We start from the raw sequence: 18,883 nt of genomic DNA, 5'->3' as shown, positions 1-18,883 counted from the left end.
TTGATGAGACGCGGTTATTCTGGTGCTTCCTCGAGAGGGTACCAGTAGCCGCGATTGACCCAAAGCGTGAGCATCGGCCAAAACAGGTTATTGTCAGCGGTATCGCCGAGGGTTTCCCAATCAATAAAGCGCTGATTACATAACGCTGGAGTAAGCGATGCACACTCCGCGGGTAAATCAAAGCTTTCACCGAGCATAAAAATCATTTCAGGCTGGTCTGGGTGATAAAATGCACGCAAGCCACTGAGTTTTTCTAAGCAAAGCCCATCTTGCATGGCGGCTTTGAGGCTATCAGGCTGCCACTGCGGATCGGGGCTGAGCAAGTCGAGCTCGTGTCGAGCCTGAGAGAGAAACTCGCCAATCCAGCGCTTTTTACGGGTTTCGTCGTGCATTAACGCCATCATCATCTCATCCATTTGCGCGAGATGTTGTGGATCCAATGCCGCCGGCACGTCGGGTTGCGCTTGCATGGCTGGCCAATGGAAATGATGGTCGCCTGCTTCATCGACGATCACTTGGTCGGCATAGCTACTCAATAGCTCGCGGGCTTTTGGTGAGCGATAGCCAATTGAGTAACTGAGCGAGGGCTCTAGCGTATCCCCTTCATGCGGAAAGCCTGGTGGGATATAAAGAATATCTCCCGGCTCTAGCACCACATCGATGATGGCATCGAAGCCGGTAATTTGCTTCAAACCTGTTTCCAAATTAGCTTCTTGATACTGCCCTTTGGGCCCCACACGCCAGCGACGACGCCCTTGACCTTGCACAATAAAGACATCGTATTGATCAATATGAGGACCAACGCCGCCATGTGGTTGGGAATAGCACACCATAAGATCGTCGAATAACCACTGAGGCAGTGTCGAAAAGGCACTGGCTAACTCGCGGGCGCCCGGGTGCCAGTGGTTGGCTGCCTGAACAATCAGTTGCGCGTGAGTATCAGGAAAGTGACTAAAATCCTCAAACGGTCCGTGGGCAACCTGCCATTGACCATTCGCGTGTGTCACCATGCGAGAATCAATATCGGCTTCCATCGCCAAGCCTGCGACTTCCTCTGGGTCGATGGGATCCTCGAAATCTATAAAGCCTTGACGGATAACGGTAGGCGCTTGGTGCCAATAGGTGGACATAAAGTCGGCAATGGAAAATTGAAACTGATACATAGCATCACAGGTTAAGAAATTTGCGGCAGTATAACGCGCTGAGCGGGGTGGTGCGAGGGGGATAAAAAACGGCCCCCAAATGGAGGCCGCCAGGTATGGGAGCGCTTTGCTTAAAGTTTGTCTGTGAGCTTGACCGCATCACCAATATAATTGGCAGGCGTCATTTGCTTAAGACGCGCTTTTTCATGCTCTGGCAAATCAAGGCCGTCGATAAACTGGCGCATGCCTTCACCGTCGACACGTTTCCCGCGCGTGAGCTCTTTCAGCTTCTCGTACGGCTTCTCAATGCCATAACGACGCATTACGGTTTGAACAGGCTCTGCCAGTACTTCCCAGTTTTTGTCCAGTTCAGCTTCGAGCGCTGCTTGGTTCACTTCCAGCTTGCTGATTCCTTTAAGGGTCGAGGTATAAGCAATCAAGGTGTAGCCTACACCCACGCCTAAGTTGCGCAGCACGGTGGAGTCAGTCAGATCACGCTGCCAACGAGAAATCGGTAGCTTTTGGCCCAGATGAGAGAAAATCGCGTTCGCCAACCCTAGGTTGCCTTCCGAGTTTTCAAAATCAATCGGGTTCACTTTATGTGGCATGGTCGATGAACCAATTTCGCCAGCAACGGTTTTTTGCTTAAAGTGGCCGAGCGCAATGTAGCCCCAGATATCGCGGTCAAAATCGATCAAAATGGTATTAAAGCGCGAGACGGCATCAAAGAGCTCGGCAACGTAATCATGCGGCTCAATTTGGGTTGTATACGGGTTCCAATCAATGCCGAGCGAGGTGACAAAGGCTTCGCTGTAGGCGTGCCAATCGATCTCTGGGTAGGCAGAGAGGTGTGCATTATAGTTACCGACTGCGCCGTTGATCTTTCCGAGAATTTCAGTGCTCGCGACTTGTTTGATTTGACGCGCCATGCGGTAGGCAACGTTCGCCATCTCTTTACCCATGGTTGAAGGAGATGCAGGCTGGCCGTGGGTGCGAGAGAGCATAGGCACATCGCGGAACTGCTGAGCAAGATCTTTCACCGCCGCTTCAAGACGCTTCATCTCAGGCAAGATAACGGTATCGCGCGCTTCTTTAAGCATCAGCGCGTGAGACAGGTTGTTGATGTCTTCAGAGGTACAAGCGAAGTGGATAAATTCGTTAACCGCGTTCAGCTCAGGGTTGTCAGCTACTTTTTCTTTTAAAAAGTATTCAACCGCTTTGACGTCATGGTTGGTGGTGCGCTCAATCTCTTTGATGCGCGCAGCGTCTTGCTCACTAAATTCAGCGGCAATGCGATCCAATAATGCATTGGCCTCATCACTAAACGCAGGCACTTCTGTGATGCTGTCAGTCGCAGCAAGCTTTTGCAGCCAGCGGATCTCGACGATGGTACGATACTTCAATAATCCAAATTCACTAAAAATCGATCGCAACGCAATCGTTTTCGTGCCATATCGGCCATCGACCGGGGAAACAGCAGTCAGCGCTGACAGTTCCATTTTTTGTCTCCTGAGTTCAATCTGATTAGGTACGGGCTAGAATGATTTTGGCCTGTTCAACCATGTTTTTACGGCCAAAGATGAGGTGTCTGCGTTTGCCGCCAACTTGACGCCATAATACAGCACTGCGGATCCCTGACAGCAAAATGGCTCGCACGCGATGTTGAACACCGGTTTGTTGTAAATGCTGAGGGTCACCAGAAACTTGAATCCGTGGGCCCAGCGGGCTGATCACGTCGAGGTAAATGCTGGCAAGGTTACTGATCATCTGCTCATCGAGCAAATCGAAATGGCTGACTTGGCGCTCGATGGTTTCAATACGATCACCGAGCTGGGCCATCGCATCACGGCGACTGGCAAGCTTACGCTCTAAAGCCAATAGGTTGATGAGATAGCGCGTCAGCTCAGTCCCATTACGGCCGTTATCGAGCTGATGGATCAGTGTTTCCAAGCCAATGCGTAGGCCGCGTTCGCCATCACCTGTGATTTCCCCCGCCTCGCCACGAAAGACGTCGAGGGTCGAGGAAGGATTGGTCACAATAATGCTGCTTAAACTGGTGCGCAGCGCATCTTGGTCGCAATAGCCCTGACGGGATACATCTTGCACCAACTTGGCTGCTTGACAAATGCTCGCAAAGGCGAGGGTGCGATCATAAATCGTCTCTGCCACTGATCACGGCTCCTTAAATGCGTTGCTCGATGATGCCACCGCCAAGACACACGTCGCCATCATAAAACACGGCAGATTGGCCAGGCGTAACGGCAATTTGCGGTTCATCGAAAGTGACTTTAATCGTGTCGTTATCGATAGGCGTGATAGTACATGATATATCGTGCTGACGGTATCGTGTTTTCACCGCACAGCGACGTGGCTCAGTGATAACTTCGCGATCGACCCAGTGCAATTGGGCGGCAATTAAGCCTTCTGAATACAAACGAGGATGGTCGTGACCCTGACCGACAATCAGTACATTGCGTGCGACATCTTTATCGACCACATACCAAGGCTCTTCGCTACCATTACCGCCTTTCATGCCGCCAATCCCCAGCCCTTTTCGTTGGCCGAGCGTGTGATACATCAGGCCTTGGTGTTCACCAATCACGTCGCCGTCCGTGGTTTCAATCGGGCCCGGTTGTGCCGGCAAGTACTTAGCAAGAAAATCAGTAAACTTGCGCTCACCAATAAAACAAATACCGGTCGAGTCTTTCTTTTTCGCGGTCACGAGGCCTTGTTCTTCAGCAATTTGGCGTACTTGTGGTTTTTCCAGTTCGCCCACGGGGAACAGACTACGCGCTACCTGTTCATGGCTCAGTGTATACAAGAAATAGCTTTGATCTTTATTGCCATCAAGGCCGCGCAACATTTGTGCTTTTTCGCCATTTTCTGGGAACGAACGGCGTACATAGTGACCCATAGCAATGTAGTCAGCGTCTAGCACTTCGTCGGCAAATTCGAGAAATGCCTTAAATTTGATTTCTTTGTTACAAAGAATGTCAGGATTAGGCGTGCGGCCTGCTTTGTACTCCGTTAGGAAGTGCTCGAAAACATTATCCCAATACTCAGCGGCGAAGTTGATGGTGTGCAGTTCAATGCCTAGCTTATCGCAGACAGCTTGTGCATCGGCCAAGTCTTCTGCAGCAGAGCAGTATTCTTCGTTGTCATCCTCTTCCCAGTTTTTCATAAACAGGCCTTCGACCTGATAACCCTGTTGTTTCAACAAGTAGGCAGAAACGGACGAATCAACACCGCCGGACATTCCGACAATCACTTTTTTGCTGCTGTTATCTGACATGGTGATCACAAATGCTGCTATCAATAAACGGACGCTGAGTTTAACAGAATCCATTCGTCGGATACAGATGTGATAAGGCTCACACGTTAGCCGTTTCCCAAAGTGAGTGGGTGGGTAGATGGTCGCGTGGCCTGTGACCGATCCGGCATATGTTAATACTATTAATAGCAATGAGGGTTAATACTTGGGATTGGATGCCGCGCAAAGACTTGTGAACCCCTTAGGTTTATCGACCGACTCCCGCACGCAGACACGCCGTATACCCATCCCTGGGGGCTCCGCCGCGCCATCCTTGGCGCGGAGGGTCTGTGTGCGAAAATCGGACGATGGTATGTTCAGGTATTCCTAGCGCTTATCTTGTTTCTTCGACGGTGCACGCTTTGGCGAGCGCGCGTGACGGCGTGGTGCTTTCCCTTTTGCGCCTTTGGGTTTAGGTATGAACTGCTCGAAGCCTTTTGGGGGAGTCACTTCACGCCACTGGCCCGGTTGTAAATCTTCCAGTTGCCATGGGCCTAGCTGAGCGCGAATCAAGCGCAGCGTCGGGTGGCCGATATGCGCAGTCATGCGGCGTACTTGCCGATTTCGCCCCTCACGCAAAACCACTTTTAACCAAGTGGTGGGAATGTTAGCGCGATAACGAACCGGTGGATGGCGCTCCCAAACGGCGGGCGGTGCCATTTTGGTGACATCGGCAGGCAGCGTGAGGCCATCTTTTAATTCGACACCGTCGCAAAGTGCTTGGATTGCCGCTTCGCTGGGTTCGCCTTCAACTTGCACCCAATAGGTTTTGTCAGATTTGGAGGACGGCTGGGTCAGTCTTGCTTGTAAGGCGCCGTTATTGGTAAGGACCAGCAACCCCTCGCTGTCCTTATCAAGCCGACCGGCTGGATAGACATCTTTGACTGATACGATGTCGGCCAGTGTGCTATCGGCGGGTTCGCCACTGAATTGCGTTAACATATTATACGGTTTGTTAACGAGAATAACGCGTGTGGTGCGTGGGGATGAAGCTTGATTAGGCGGTGCTGTTGGCGTTTTTTTTGTTGTGTTTAAAACAGTGTTCGATGCTGGCTTGGCGCGGGGTTTCTTTGTCATAAGGACTGTCAAATAGATTAAACGGCAAATGAGACTTCCGTATTATACACGTAATAATCTGTTTGGCGTGTTGCCTGAATTCAAGTATCCTCAGTGCGCATCTTACACAAAGATAACAAATGGACGCTAGGAGATTAAAATGGAAAGTAAAGTAGTTGTACCGGCGGAAGGTCAGAAGATCACGCTCGACGGCACAAAACTGGTAGTCCCTAACCACCCAATCATCCCTTACATTGAAGGGGACGGCATCGGGATGGATGTTAGCCCTGCAATGATTAAAGTTGTTGATGCAGCAGTTGCTAAGGCCTACGACGGTGAGCGCAAGATTTCATGGATGGAAATCTACACCGGTGAGAAGTCCACCAAGGTATACGGTGATGATCAATGGCTGCCTGCTGAAACACTTGATTTTATTCGTGAATACAAAGTTGCCATCAAAGGCCCACTGACGACCCCTGTGGGTGGTGGTATTCGTTCTCTGAACGTAGCCCTTCGTCAAGAACTCGATCTTTATATCTGCGCGCGTCCTGTTCGCTACTTCACTGGCGTTCCTAGCCCACTGAAAAAGCCAGAAGACACGGATATGGTGATCTTCCGTGAAAACTCAGAAGACATCTACGCCGGTGTCGAGTTTAAAGCAGGCACCGCGGAAGCGGATAAAGTGATTAAATTCCTGCGTGAAGAAATGGGTGCCAACAAAATCCGTTTCCCAGAGCAGTGTGGCGTGGGTATCAAGCCAATCTCAGAAGAAGGCACCAAGCGTCTGGTCCGTGCGGCGCTTGAGTACACCATCGATAACGATCGTGACTCACTGACTATCGTCCACAAAGGTAACATCATGAAGTTTACCGAAGGGGCGTTTAAAGATTGGGCGTATGAAGTGGCCAAAGAAGAATTTGGTGCTGAGTTGCTAGACGGCGGTCCTTGGATGACGATGAAGAATCCAAAAACCGGCAAACAAGTCACCATCAAAGACTCCATCGCGGATGCGTTTTTGCAGCAAATCCTGCTACGTCCGGCGGAGTATGATGTGATTGCCACCATGAACCTGAATGGCGACTACATCTCCGATGCACTGGCGGCGCAAGTTGGTGGCATTGGTATTGCCCCTGGTGCCAACATTGGTGACGGTGTGGCGCTGTTTGAAGCTACCCACGGCACGGCGCCGAAATACGCCGGTCAAGACAAGGTGAACCCAGGTTCACTCATTCTTTCTGCAGAAATGATGCTGCGCCATATGGGCTGGTTTGAAGCCGCTGATCTGGTGATCAAAGCAATGGAAAAAGCGATTGCGAACAAAACAGTGACCTATGACTTTGAGCGCCTGATGGAAGGTGCAAGCCTGCGTAAGTGCTCTGAGTTTGCAGACGACATGATTGCGCAAATGTAATCGCATTATCGCACGATGATAAAACCCGGCATGGTCGCCGGGTTTTTTGTTTGTGGTCTCGGGAATAACCCACTCAGGCTATCAGTCTATATCTTCCCACGACAACGGAGTGCCTTTGGTTAACGCGCGTGTTGCGCGCTTTCCGAGCACGGTATCATAGTGTTTCGGTGCCAACCCAAAGCCCGGACGAATACTGCGCACATTATTGGGCGTCAGTGGCTCACCGGGTGCGATATCCTCACAGACATACAAAGAACGCCTAAATTGACGGTTGCTCGACTCGGCCTCTCGTGTGGTTAGGGCGCTTTGTCCTAATGCTCGCCACGCCGCGTGGGTTTGCTCACAAAGCGCACTGAGTGCAGGTGGCGTAAGCGAGAAAGCAGCATCCGGACCTCCCGAATCTTCAGAGAGCATCACATGTTTTTCAATCACGCACGCGCCGAGTGCGACGGCTGCGATCGCGGCGGTGTTGGTCAGCGAATGATCGGATAAGCCCGCCAAGGTTTGATAGCGGGTGGCTAAGGTTGGAATGGTTCGCAGATGGCTTTGTTCAATCGGCGCAGGGTAGGCGCTGATACAATGAAGCAACACCAGCTCACGACAGCCGTTATCACGGGCGGTCGCCACCGCCTCGGCGATCTCTGTCTCGTCAGCCATGCCGGTTGAGATGATCATCGGTTTACCAGTTTGCGCGGCATAGCGAATCAAGGGCAAATCAATCGCCTCGAACGAGGCAATTTTATAGGCAGGAGCGTTAAGATCTTCGAGCAAATCAATCGCTGAGCAATCAAAAGGCGAGGAGAATAAGGTGATGCCTTCTTTTCTGGCGTGATCAAATAACGGCTTGTGCCATTCAAACGGGGTTTGTGCCCAGCGATATAGCTGGTGGAGACTATAACCATCCCACAGTCCGCCTTTGATCTGAAACTCATCGTGGTCGCAATCAAGGGTAATGGTATCGGCGGTATAGCTTTGCATTTTGACGGCATCGGCACCGCAAGCTTTTGCCATGGAAATGGTTTGTTTGGCAAGCTCAAGGCTACCATTATGGTTCGCCGACATTTCGGCAATGATATAAGGAGGATGCTGGGGACCGATCAAACGGCCTGCAATCTTAATGTCGTTGTTCATAAACCGCGTCGATATTCAGTTTGGTTTGAAGGGCACTGGCGCCTTGCTGCCACTCATCAGCGGACAAAGACAGGCACACAATCTCGACTGTTTTTCCCTCAGGCAGGGAAAAGGTGCGTTGCCGACTTTGCGGCGTTTCATGAAAGCCAAAGCGTTGATGTAGCCGAACCACCCCCTGATTATGACTGAGCACTTCACAGTTCAATTGGGTCACACCCAAGGTCTCAAATGCTAAACTTAATGCGCCAAACTCCATGAGTGCGCCGCTGCCACGCGGTGCATTCGGAGCCGCATAAAAAGCCCAGGTCGCACTTGTCCTATTCTCGCTATCGAGGTCAAGGTTGACCACGCCAAGTGGCTTGTCCGGTTGGCCGTCTACGCGTTTGTAAACGATATAGAAATAACGGTGTGTGTTGGCGAGCATATGGCTGAACCATGCTTGGTGCTCATCATGGCTTATTTCATGTTGGGTGTACATAAACTGGCGGACAGCGGGACGATTGCGCCAATGCCATAAAGTGTCACTGTCCGCGTGAGTCACCGCTCTAAAAATCAGTTGCATAAGTCATGCTCCAAGGCCGCGACGACACGCTCTGCGCCTTTTCCATCAGTGATCGCTGGTAGGGTAGGAAGCTGATGCCAGTTTGCCGCAAGATGCTGCAGTGCAGACGCGTAATCTTGCCAGCGGGTGTGCTCACCGCGTCCTAAGTATTGATAGCCCGGCTGTCCGGCGAGATACTCGGCCATGGCGTGTTGGTTTTCCGCCACACATACCAAGGTACTAGGCACTCCCAAGCAGCTGCGCTCAATGGCAGTAACGCCGGCGGCTCCAAATGCGTAGCGTGCCCGTGCCATGTGGGCATCAAAGTCCGACAGTGCTTCCACCACACGAACCCCATCGGAGACAGGCGCTTTACACAATGCGTCGCGGTCTGGGTTTCGCCGGCCGGTGACAAGTAACAGTGAGAAAGGCAGCCTCTCGATCTTCTGCTCTTGTTCTAGGTGTTTCACCGCGTCCACGAGCTTGACGCTTTCACCGGTCGGATCCGTGCCGGAGAAAAAGGCGATCACTTTATCTTCCCGCGGCGGCGGATACTGATGTAAGGCGGCAAATGCTGGACGCAATAGTGCATAGTCTGGTCCCAATAAGCATCGGGTCTGTGGATTTAAAAGCTGTGACGCGTAGCGCGTAGTCAGGTCAGGCCAAGGGTTTTGATCGAGCAAAAACGCGCAATCGTGGGGCCGATTGGCTAAATCATCAACCACCATCACCGGACAGCCCAATTGGGTGTGAATCGATTGTTCCCAGCGGGCATCGAGGGCGTAATGATCCACCACCATCAAATCCACCAGCTGGTTAGCCACGTACGCGGTTGTCTCTTCGGCATCTTGCTGCTGGCTCACACCAAGCCAATCGGTGTTGCTGAGCGAGTTTTTGGGGGCAGGCAACACCGCCACCGTTAAGCCTTGTTCATGGCTGACCGCTATCAAATTGCCGGGCAAGTCGCGACACACCAAGGTTACTTGATGGCCCGACGTTTGTAGCATGTTAGCCAACACGTGCATGCGGCTGACGTGCCCGGTGCCTATCGCTTGGGAGGCATCGACTCGAATGGCAATATGGCTCATAGCAAGGCCTGTTTCTCCAACAGTTGATACATTAGCTCAGCGCGTAGCCAGTCATCCGGCTCATCAATGTCTTGCACGCGGTAATGAGGGATCAACACAGCTTTCGAGTGGGGCGCAAAAACCGGCTCGCGCGCTAAAAACGCACTTGGCGTGCCCCAGTAAAACATTCCCGCATCGTGGTACGCCGGTTGTAAGTCTTGGGAGCGTGTAGTGAAATGCTCTGGCCATAACATACTGACACTGCCATCGGCATCGACATGAATACTGCGCTGAATCGGAAAGGCGTAGCGGGTGGCGGCAAAACTGTATTTGACGGTGTCGCCGTCCAGTAACGCTAAGCCTTGGCGCAAGTCATCCGCGGTGACAAAGGGGGTGGTAGCATACAGGCAGCATACCGCGTGCAAAGGCGTTTGCTGTGGCGACGGGTTGAGCCACTGGATAGCATGCTCAAGCACATCCAAGGTCGTAGCGTGATCGCCGGCAATCTCGGCGGGACGCACAAAAGGCACCTCAGCCCCTGCATCGCGCGCCACACTGGCAATGTCCTCGCAATCGGTGGAAACCAAGACGCGATCGAATAGCCCACTTTGACGTGCTGTCGCAATGGCATAAGTGATAATGGGCGCCCCGTTAAACCGTTTGAGGTTCTTGCCCGGAATGCGTTTGCTTCCACCGCGGGCGGGAATAATACATACATTCATCGGTCACGCATCCTCAATGGCTTTTTGTAGCGCAGCAATCACCGTATCTTGCTGTTGCTCGGTTAAATCGGGGTAAAGCGGTAAAGTGAGTGCCCCCGCGTAATACTGCTCGGCAAGCGGGAAGTCTCCGGGCTGGAAGCCCTGTGCCTGATAGTAAGGTTGCGTATGCACAGGAATATAGTGCACGTTCACGCCAATGCCTTGCACACGCATAGCCTCAAAAACGGTGCGGCGTGTGTCGGCGTGATCAAGCTCAATCAAATACAAATGCCATGCCGACTCAGGATCTAAAATGGGTCGCTTAACGGGCAAATCCGCCAGCGCTTGGTGGTAGCGTTCAGCGAGTGCAAACCGWCTGGTGATAAAGGAACGAAGCTGGGTTAGTTGTGAACGGCCAAGCGCGGCATGAATATCCGAGAGGCGATAGTTCATCCCCAATGCATGCTGTTCATAACCCCAAGGTGGCAGGGCAGCGTGGCTGTCTTCTGCATCACGGGTGATCCCGTGGCTACGCAACTGACGCAGCGCTTTCGCCAATGTGGCATGTTGGGTGGTGGCAACCCCGGCTTCTCCCGCGGTAACCACTTTGACCGGATGAAAACTAAACACGCTAATATCGCTGTACTGGCATCCACCCACTGCCGCGCCTTGATAGTGTGCGCCCATCGCATGTGACGCATCCTCAATAATGGCCACCTGATAACGCTTAGCGAGCGCGGCAATCTCGGCCATTGGCGCACTGGCACCGGCCATATGCACCACCACCAGCACTTTGGGTAAGGTGTGAGTAGCGGCCGCTTGCGCCAGTTTTTTCGCGAGCTGCTGGGGGCATAGGTTACGAGTGTCTGGGTCGATATCGACAAAATCCACTTCGGCACCACAGTATCGACCACAATTGGCTGACGCGACAAAGGTAATGGGCGAGGTCCATAAACGATCGCCTGGGCCTAACCCTAACGCCAGACAAGCGAGATGCAGGGCAGATGTGGCGCTATTAACAGCGACCGCATGCGCAGCCCCGGTGAGTTCGGCGACGGCGGCTTCAAAAGCCGGAACTTGCGGGCCTTGGGTCAGATAATCACTTTTTAGCACCTCAAGCACAGCGGCATAGTCTTGCTCACTAAGATGCTGCTTTCCGTATGGGATCAACGCCATACTCCTTTACTGCTCGGTGTCGAGTTGCAAAATGGCCTCGACGGTTAACACATCTGGGTTAGTGCCTGATTGATACTCAAAGCCCTCTGGCACGGGCTGTCCTTTTTCCCCCAACGCATTTTCTCGATAGTCATCATCGGCATCGTAGAACTTAATGGTGGGGCAAATCACGTAATGATCGGCAAATTCGAGCGTCAGATGCGCATCGTCAGCCGGACACATCACTTCATGCATTTTCTCGCCGGGACGAATGCCTATTACCTTGACCGGCGTGTTCGGGGCATAGGCGCTGGCGAGATCCGTCAGGCGAACCGATGGGATCTTAGGAACAAATATTTCCCCGCCATACATGCGCGAAAAGTTTTTCAGCACAAAATCCACCCCTTGCTGCAAGGTAATCCAAAAGCGGGTCATTTCAGGATGGGTAATGGGCAAATGATCCGCACCTTCCGCTGCCTTTTTCTTAAACAAAGGCACCACAGAGCCGCGCGAGCCGACTACATTGCCATAGCGCACCACCGAAAAACGTGTCTTTTGGCCCCCGGTCATATTGTTAGCGGCGACAAACAATTTATCTGAACACAGTTTGGTGGCGCCATAGAGATTATTGGGGCTGGCGGCTTTATCGGTCGAGAGCGCAATCACCTTTTCCACCCCGTTGGCAATCGCAGCGCGAATCACATTCTCTGCGCCGTGAATGTTGGTCTTGATACATTCCATCGGGTTGTATTCGGCGGCAGGTACCTGCTTAAGTGCAGCAGCATGAATCACATAGTCAATGCCTTGCATCGCTTGCATTAAACGATCGCCATCACGCACATCGCCGATAAAATAGCGCATGCAAGGGGCGTTAAAGGTTTGCTGCATTTCATATTGCTTGAGCTCATCGCGAGAGAGCACCACGAGGCGACGTGGTTGATAGCGTTCAAGCAGGGTGCGGACGTACTTTTTACCAAAAGAACCAGTACCGCCGGTGATCAGAATGGATTTGCCGTTAAACATAGGACGCCTTGTCACTAACTGTCGGGAATACAGGCAGTTTAACTGATCTGAGCAGGATTTGGCGATCTGCTACGGTGTTCTGGTGCGGGATTGGCAAAATTCAATGGCTCCAAAGCGCCGCATGTGGGCGGCGCTTTGGAGCGACCATGTTTAGGTTAACGCGCGTGGCCGTTAGCCTTGATGGCGAGAGGCGAGGACTTCGGTCACTTGATGTAGGCTAAGCTCTTGGTCTTGCAGCAATACCAACAGGTGATAGAGCAAATCGGCGCTTTCGTTTAATAGCTCGGCTTTATCGCCTGCCGTGGCAGCGAGGGCGACTTCGACGCCTTCTTCCCCCACTTTTTGCGCGATACGCTTGGTGCCTTTGGCAAATAAGCTTGCGGTGTAAGAGTCATCAGGCGCGGCGTCTTTGCGGCTGGCAAGCACTTGCTCTAGGCTCGACAAAAAGCCGGGCCCCGTGTGTGGTGGTTTATTATCACTGTCAAAGCAGGTGGTCGTGCCGAGGTGACAGGTGGGCCCGTGTGGCGTCGCCGTGACCAACAAGGTGTCTTGATCGCAATCGAGTGCAATGTGCTCTAGGCTTAATACATGGCCGGAGCTTTCGCCTTTTACCCAAAGACGCGATTTACTGCGCGACCAAAAGGTGACGCGACCGGTTTCGAGCGTCGCGTTCAGTGCATCGGCATTCATGTAGCCCAGCATCAATACTTGGCCGCTATCGCTGTGTTGGATAATCGCAGGCACCAAGCCGGCGTTTTTCTCCCAATCGATACGTTCTACCCATGCTGCCGTCATACTCTTACCTCGATCCCTTGTTGTTTTAATGTTTGTTTTAATTCGCTTATCGCGATGATTTGCTTGTGAAACACCGAGGCGGCCAGTGCGCCATCGACATTCGCTTGTAAAAAGGCGTCGGCGAAATGCGAAATTTCACCGGCACCGCCGGAGGCAATCAGGGGTACCTGACAGCGCTCTCTTACCATTTTGAGTTGGGTTAAGTCATAGCCTTGGCGCACGCCATCGCGGTTCATCATATTGAGTACGATTTCGCCTGCGCCTCGCTGTTGGACCTCCTCAACCCAGGCAGCGGTTTGCCAAGGCGTAGCCTGAGTGCGGCTTTCATCGCCGGTAAATTGATAGACTTGATATTGCCCGGTCGCTTCATCGAAGAAGGAATCAATTCCGACCACCACGCACTGCACGCCAAACTTATTGGCCAGTCGCGTGATCAAGCTCGGGTCGGCCAAGGCGGGTGAATTAATGGATATCTTATCCGCGCCGAATTCCAAGATTTGCTGGGCATCGGCTTCGGATTTAATCCCACCGGCGACGCAAAAGGGGATATCAATTACTTCCGCGACGCGACTGACCCAACTTTTATCGACCACCCGGCTGTCACTGGAGGCGGTGATGTCATAAAACACCAGCTCGTCAGCGCCTTCTTCGGCGTAGCGTTTGGCGAGCGGGACGATATCGCCGATGATTTCGTGATTGCGAAATTGCACGCCTTTGACCACTTGTCCGTCGCGTACGTCCAAACAAGGAATTATCCGTTTTGCCAGCATGCGATCGCCTCCTCTGCGCTAAAGTTGCCTTCCAGCAGGGCGCGGCCGACGATCACACCTGCGACGCCAGTGTTGCGTAAGGCGCGAATATCCTCGAGACGGCCAATGCCGCCTGATGATTGAAACGCAATGCTCGGATAGCGCTGACACAAGTCGCGGTAGAGCGCCACATTGCTGCCTTGTAAGGTGCCATCGCGGGAGATATCGGTGCACAACACATGCTTTAGCCCGACGGACAAATAATCGTCGAGTAGCGCTTCAATGGTGACACCGGAGTCTTGTTGCCAGCCGGACACCGCCACGCGTCGCGTTCCGTCGCTGTCGATATGAATGTCGAGTGCCAATACAATGCGGTCAGGGCCGTAGGTTTGCATCCAGCCTTTGACCAAATCGGGCGATTTGACCGCGGTGGAGCCGATCACTACGCGCTGCGCACCGGTGTTTAGCAGCTCAATCACGTCCATTTCGGTGCGCACGCCACCGCCAATTTGGATGTTGGCAGGCGTGGATTGCAAAATCTCGGTGATTAAGTCGACCTGACGCGCGGTCGGATCTTTGGCACCAGTTAAATCCACGAGGTGCAACCAGTCCGCGCCTGCTTGATGGTAACGCGCAAACTGCTCACGCGGGTCAAAACCGTAGTCGGTTTTTTGCTGATAATCTCCTTGATAAAGGCGCACCACTTGGCCGTCTATCAAGTCGAGTGCTGGTATAATCATCCTTGCTTACATCTCCAAAAAATTCTGAATCAAACGCGCGCCCACTTTGCCCGAGCGCTCAGGGTGAAACTGAACCCCGTAGTAGTTGCCTTGATTGATAGCCGCACTGAAAGCATGGCCATAATGACATTGTGCCAAGGTGTAATCGCCGACCGGCATCGCGTAACTGTGGACAAAGTAAAAGTGGCTACCCGCGACAATGCCATCGAACAGAGGATGGTCATTAACGGTAGCAACCCGGTTCCAACCCATATGAGGCAGAGGCTGCCCAGCGGTATCCATCAGTTTGGTGGGCGCGGGGATGTGGCCGAGGCACTCGACCGGGCTGTCGCCTTCATCCGAGTAAGTGCCTAGCATTTGCATGCCAAGACAAATCCCCAGCAGCGGTTGCTCCACTTGCTTAACTAAATCCACCAAGCCGCGCTCGGTCAAGTTTTTCATCGCTTCGCTGGCCGTGCCGACACCGGGCAAAAAGAGCTTATCCGCCCCTAGCACTACGTCCGGATCGCGGCTTAATGTGGCTTGATACCCCAAACGCTCAACAGCAAAGCGTACCGAGGACACATTGGCGCAGCCGGTATCGATAATGACAGTCTGTTTGCGCATTACAGCACTCCTTTACTGCTTGGCAGGGCGTCGCCCTCGACCTTAATGGCTTGACGCAAGGTGCGGCCAAAGGCTTTGAACAAACTTTCCACCAAGTGGTGGGTGTTTTCGCCCGACACCGTCAGGTGTAGGGTACAGGCCAAGGTGTCGGTCAATGAGCGGAAAAAGTGTCCCACCATCTCGGTCGACATATCGCCCACTTGTGGCTGTGGGAAGTTGGCTTCAAATTTCAAATAGGGGCGTCCGGACAAATCCAATGCACATTGCGCCAAGCATTCATCCATCGGCAGGCTAAAGCCAAAGCGGCCAATACCGCGTTTATCTCCTAGCGCTCGTTTGAGAGCCTCGCCCAACGCGAGGGCGGTATCTTCAATGGTGTGGTGGTCGTCGATGTGCAAATCGCCTTTGACGCGAACGTTGAGCTGAAAGCCGCCGTGGGTGGCGATTTGATCCAACATGTGGTCAAAAAAGCCCAGTCCCGTTTCAATGCGACTGCCGCCACTCTTATCCAGGTTAACATCCACCTGAATATCGGTTTCTTTGGTGGTGCGAGTAACGCTGGCCAGTCGCGGCTGCTGGGTGAGGCGCTCGACAATCTGTGGCCAGCCCATCACGTCACGTTGATATTTGATGCCTTGTAGCGCCATATTGTTCGCTAAGGTGATATCGGTGTCGCGATCGCCAATCACAGCCGATTGGGCGAAATCAATCCGTCCTTGCTGTAGATAGTCTTTCACCAAGCCTAATTTGGGCTTGCGGCAGCTACAGTCATCGCTGTCAAAGTGCGGGCAAATCAGTACGTCTTCAAAATGGATCCCTTGCGAGCGAAACAGCGCCATCATCATGTTGTGTGGCGCATCAAAGTCCGCTTGCGGGAAGCTCTCGGTCCCTAGACCATCTTGATTGCTCACCATCACCAAGGTGTAACCCGCCGCTTGCAGGCTCAGCAACGCGGGGATCACGCCCGGTTCAAGGGCCAATTTATCCAGACGATCCACTTGATAGTCTTCAGGCGGCTCCACAATTAAGGTGCCATCACGGTCAATAAATAAAATCTTGTCTTTCACAGTGGTTGTCCTTATTCACTGAGTTGCTGGCGGATAAAGGCCAACACTTTTTCACATTCGTCACGGTTACCAATGCTGATGCGCAAGCTGTTGGCAACGGCGGTCTGGCGCACAATCATGCCTGCACGTCCTAAACGTGCGAACACCGCGTCGGCGTCATCCAGCGTGATGAGTAGATAATTACCAAAGCCCGGGTGTACCTCAACGCCTGGCAGCATACTGAGGCCGGCTTGCAAATAGGCACGGTTGGCGGTCAAATCCAAAACCTGATATTTCATCCGCGCCAAACCGGCTTCTGAGAGCGCTTGCTCGGCAATGTCTGCCACGGGGACTGGCACGGGATAAGGTGGGATCACCTTGAGCATCAAGTTAATGATAGCGGGATTAGCGAGGGTAAAGCCGCAACGCAGTCCAGCCAGAGCGAACGCTTTAGATAGGGTGCGCAGAATAGCCAGATTCTCAAAGCGTGCGAGCAAGTCGGTGCAGGTCGCTTCTGGGCTAAATTCAATATAGGCTTCATCCAACACCACAATCGCGCGATCTTGAGTGCGGGTGAGTAGCGCTTCTATGTCGTCGCGGTTAATGAGATTGCCGGTCGGATTATTGGGGCTACACACGAAGATAAGCTTGATGCTGACATCTGCCTCCAAGGCGGTATCAATCCCTGCCATGTCCAGCTGCCAGTCGGTGGTGAGCGGCACTTGGGTGGTGGCGATCCCTTGGTTTTCCGCACTGACCGCATACATGCCATAGGTAGGCGGGCAAATCAGCACGCTATCTTGGTTTGGCTCGCAAAAGGCACGCAGTAACAAATCAATCCCTTCATCGGCGCCACGAGTGGTGATGACTTGGTTCGTTGCTACGCCGGCATAGTCTGCATAGGCATTAATCAATGATGCCGGCTGGCAGCTGGAGTAGCGATTGAGCCCTTGGCCGCTTACGGTGTAAGCATTGTCAAAGGGTGACTCGTTGGCATTGAGCCAGACATCCCCGCTACCGCCGATACGGCGGGCTGACTGATAGGGAGTAAGCGCTTGTACTTGCTCACGGGCGAGTTTTTCGATGCTCATGCTAACGAGTCCTCTGAGGCTTGAGTTTGTTGTAGTTTAGTGAGACGAATTTCGACCGCTTGGCGGTGTGCATCCAAGCCTTCTGCTTCGGCAATACGCATCACTGTCGGGCCCAATGTTTGCAAACCGGTGTCGCTAAGCTCTTGTACCGTCATTCGCTTGGTAAAGTCGGCCAGCCCAAGGCTGCTGTAGGTGCGCGTATAACCATAGGTGGGGAGCACGTGATTGGTGCCAGAGGCGTAATCGCCCACAGACTCGGGCGAGTATGCGCCCAAGAAAATCGAGCCAGCATTATCCAACAGGGGCAACAAATCCCTTGGCTGTTGAGTTTGCACAATCAAGTGCTCCGGCCCATAACGGTTAGAAATCGACACGCATTGGGTGAGGGTGTCGGCAATGATAATCACACTGCTGCCCAGCGCTTGCTTGGCAATCTCTGCACGGCTTAACGTCGTTAATTGTTGCTGCACCGCATCCGCTACTTTCTCTGCCATCTCGGGCGCAGGGGTCACCAGCACCACTTGCGAATCGGGGCCGTGCTCCGCTTGGCTGAGTAAATCGGCGGCAACAAAGTCTGGATCCGCGCCGGCATCGGCAATCACTAACACTTCCGAGGGGCCGGCAGGCATATCCATTGCCGCGCCATTGGCGGCAAGGCTCACTTGACGTTTGGCTTCGGTGACATAGGCATTACCCGGGCCAAAGATCTTATCCACCTTGGTCACACTTTGGGTACCAAAGGCCATCGCCGCCACCGCCTGTGCGCCGCCCAAGGTATAAATCTCATCAATCTCACACAGTTTGGCACAGTATAAGATTTCATCGGCCACCGGCGGTGGGGTACACAGCACCACTTTACGGCAGCCTGCAATTTGCGCGGGTACGCCCAGCATCAATACGGTCGAGGGCAAGGGCGCGCTACCGCCAGGAATATACAGCCCCACGCGGTTAATCGGGCGGGTGATGGATTCGCACACCACCCCCGGCATGGTTTCTACTTTCAATGGCTGCGCTTTTTGCGCACGGTGAAAGGTACTGATGTTATCGTAGGCTTGGCGCAGGGATAGCTTGATATCTTCATCCAAGCGCGCTTCAGCGTCGGCCAAAGTCGCTTTGTCGAGTTTGATGCTATCAAGTTCGACACCATCAAACTTTTGGGTCAATGCTTTTAAGCTTTCATCTCCCCGCTCACGCACATCAGCGATGATCTCCGCGACGCTCGCTTGGGTTTGGGCGCCGGTTGTGATTGCAGGGCGGCGCATTAAGCCTTCTTTTTGTGACTCTCCGAGTGATTTCCAGACCACAGTACGCATCGTGAT

Annotated in this window: 18 protein-coding genes and 1 pseudogene; 1 reads left to right on the top strand and 18 read right to left on the bottom strand. The window is 53.0% G+C overall.

What is annotated here, in order from left to right; translation table 11 throughout:
• Window positions 1-14: 14 nt before the first annotated feature.
• The 5 genes and pseudogenes from BZJ19_RS00310 to BZJ19_RS00290 all read right to left on the bottom strand — a co-directional run.
• Complete coding sequence (locus BZJ19_RS00310) at window positions 15-1,163, bottom strand: ribosomal protein uL16 3-hydroxylase (RefSeq protein WP_077674208.1); 1,149 nt, start codon at window positions 1,161-1,163, stop codon at window positions 15-17.
• A 110-nt stretch (window positions 1,164-1,273) separates the two neighbouring features.
• Entirely contained in the window at window positions 1,274-2,641 is a 1,368-nt protein-coding gene (gene purB, locus BZJ19_RS00305; RefSeq protein WP_077674207.1) for an adenylosuccinate lyase, read from the bottom strand.
• A 25-nt stretch (window positions 2,642-2,666) separates the two neighbouring features.
• Window positions 2,667-3,311: a high frequency lysogenization protein HflD gene (hflD, locus tag BZJ19_RS00300; protein ID WP_069587346.1), complete on the bottom strand. Its 645-nt coding sequence runs from the start codon at window positions 3,309-3,311 to the stop codon at window positions 2,667-2,669.
• Window positions 3,312-3,324: 13 nt separating this feature from the next.
• Window positions 3,325-4,434, bottom strand: coding sequence for a tRNA 2-thiouridine(34) synthase MnmA (gene mnmA / locus BZJ19_RS00295; RefSeq protein ID WP_069587353.1), 1,110 nt, complete (start codon window positions 4,432-4,434; stop codon window positions 3,325-3,327).
• Window positions 4,435-4,896: 462 nt separating this feature from the next.
• Window positions 4,897-5,529, bottom strand: a pseudogene (locus tag BZJ19_RS00290) (pseudouridine synthase); the annotation flags it as partial.
• 139 nt (window positions 5,530-5,668) lie between these two features.
• Here BZJ19_RS00290 and icd point away from each other — a divergent pair.
• Window positions 5,669-6,919 carry an NADP-dependent isocitrate dehydrogenase gene (gene icd, locus BZJ19_RS00285; RefSeq protein ID WP_077674205.1) on the top strand — a complete coding sequence of 417 codons (1,251 nt, stop codon included), beginning with the start codon at window positions 5,669-5,671 and terminating at the stop codon, window positions 6,917-6,919.
• A gap of 81 nt (window positions 6,920-7,000) precedes the next feature.
• Here the strand turns inward: icd and pseI are convergent, their stop codons facing one another.
• The 13 genes from pseI to hisD form a co-directional block, all read right to left on the bottom strand.
• The gene (pseI, locus tag BZJ19_RS00280; RefSeq protein WP_077674204.1) at window positions 7,001-8,050 is read right to left on the bottom strand and encodes a pseudaminic acid synthase; all 1,050 of its coding nucleotides are present in this window, start codon (window positions 8,048-8,050) and stop codon (window positions 7,001-7,003) included.
• The gene (pseH, locus tag BZJ19_RS00275; protein ID WP_077674203.1) at window positions 8,034-8,612 is read right to left on the bottom strand and encodes a UDP-4-amino-4,6-dideoxy-N-acetyl-beta-L-altrosamine N-acetyltransferase; all 579 of its coding nucleotides are present in this window, start codon (window positions 8,610-8,612) and stop codon (window positions 8,034-8,036) included. Before pseH ends, pseI begins: the two co-directional genes overlap by 17 nt.
• Window positions 8,603-9,679, bottom strand: coding sequence for a UDP-2,4-diacetamido-2,4,6-trideoxy-beta-L-altropyranose hydrolase (gene pseG / locus BZJ19_RS00270; protein WP_077674202.1), 1,077 nt, complete (start codon window positions 9,677-9,679; stop codon window positions 8,603-8,605). The genes pseH and pseG overlap by 10 nt, the downstream gene beginning before the upstream one ends.
• Entirely contained in the window at window positions 9,676-10,380 is a 705-nt protein-coding gene (gene pseF / locus BZJ19_RS00265; protein WP_077674201.1) for a pseudaminic acid cytidylyltransferase, read from the bottom strand. Before pseF ends, pseG begins: the two co-directional genes overlap by 4 nt.
• Window positions 10,381-10,383: 3 nt before the next feature.
• Window positions 10,384-11,529 carry a UDP-4-amino-4,6-dideoxy-N-acetyl-beta-L-altrosamine transaminase gene (pseC, locus tag BZJ19_RS00260; RefSeq protein ID WP_077674345.1) on the bottom strand — a complete coding sequence of 382 codons (1,146 nt, stop codon included), beginning with the start codon at window positions 11,527-11,529 and terminating at the stop codon, window positions 10,384-10,386.
• A gap of 12 nt (window positions 11,530-11,541) precedes the next feature.
• Window positions 11,542-12,537 carry a UDP-N-acetylglucosamine 4,6-dehydratase (inverting) gene (gene pseB / locus BZJ19_RS00255; protein WP_025738853.1) on the bottom strand — a complete coding sequence of 332 codons (996 nt, stop codon included), beginning with the start codon at window positions 12,535-12,537 and terminating at the stop codon, window positions 11,542-11,544.
• 171 nt (window positions 12,538-12,708) lie between these two features.
• The gene (gene hisIE / locus BZJ19_RS00250) at window positions 12,709-13,332 is read right to left on the bottom strand and encodes a bifunctional phosphoribosyl-AMP cyclohydrolase/phosphoribosyl-ATP diphosphatase HisIE (RefSeq protein ID WP_021022340.1); all 624 of its coding nucleotides are present in this window, start codon (window positions 13,330-13,332) and stop codon (window positions 12,709-12,711) included.
• Window positions 13,329-14,102: an imidazole glycerol phosphate synthase subunit HisF gene (gene hisF / locus BZJ19_RS00245; protein ID WP_077674200.1), complete on the bottom strand. Its 774-nt coding sequence runs from the start codon at window positions 14,100-14,102 to the stop codon at window positions 13,329-13,331. The genes hisIE and hisF overlap by 4 nt, the downstream gene beginning before the upstream one ends.
• Window positions 14,084-14,821, bottom strand: coding sequence for a 1-(5-phosphoribosyl)-5-[(5-phosphoribosylamino)methylideneamino]imidazole-4-carboxamide isomerase (gene hisA / locus BZJ19_RS00240; protein WP_025673431.1), 738 nt, complete (start codon window positions 14,819-14,821; stop codon window positions 14,084-14,086). Before hisA ends, hisF begins: the two co-directional genes overlap by 19 nt.
• Window positions 14,822-14,827: 6 nt before the next feature.
• Window positions 14,828-15,427 carry an imidazole glycerol phosphate synthase subunit HisH gene (gene hisH, locus BZJ19_RS00235; protein WP_046075337.1) on the bottom strand — a complete coding sequence of 200 codons (600 nt, stop codon included), beginning with the start codon at window positions 15,425-15,427 and terminating at the stop codon, window positions 14,828-14,830.
• Window positions 15,427-16,494, bottom strand: coding sequence for a bifunctional histidinol-phosphatase/imidazoleglycerol-phosphate dehydratase HisB (hisB, locus tag BZJ19_RS00230; protein WP_077674199.1), 1,068 nt, complete (start codon window positions 16,492-16,494; stop codon window positions 15,427-15,429). Before hisB ends, hisH begins: the two co-directional genes overlap by 1 nt.
• 11 nt (window positions 16,495-16,505) lie before the next feature.
• Window positions 16,506-17,558, bottom strand: coding sequence for a histidinol-phosphate transaminase (gene hisC / locus BZJ19_RS00225; RefSeq protein ID WP_102136082.1), 1,053 nt, complete (start codon window positions 17,556-17,558; stop codon window positions 16,506-16,508).
• A gap of 2 nt (window positions 17,559-17,560) precedes the next feature.
• Window positions 17,561-18,877 carry a histidinol dehydrogenase gene (hisD, locus tag BZJ19_RS00220; protein ID WP_077674197.1) on the bottom strand — a complete coding sequence of 439 codons (1,317 nt, stop codon included), beginning with the start codon at window positions 18,875-18,877 and terminating at the stop codon, window positions 17,561-17,563.
• Window positions 18,878-18,883 lie beyond the last annotated feature (6 nt).

This window comes from Salinivibrio proteolyticus (assembly GCF_001996165.1).
Lineage (GTDB): Bacteria > Pseudomonadota > Gammaproteobacteria > Enterobacterales > Vibrionaceae > Salinivibrio > Salinivibrio proteolyticus.
Note: the sequence above shows the minus strand (reverse complement) of the source record. Positions and strands in the feature narration are given on the sequence as shown.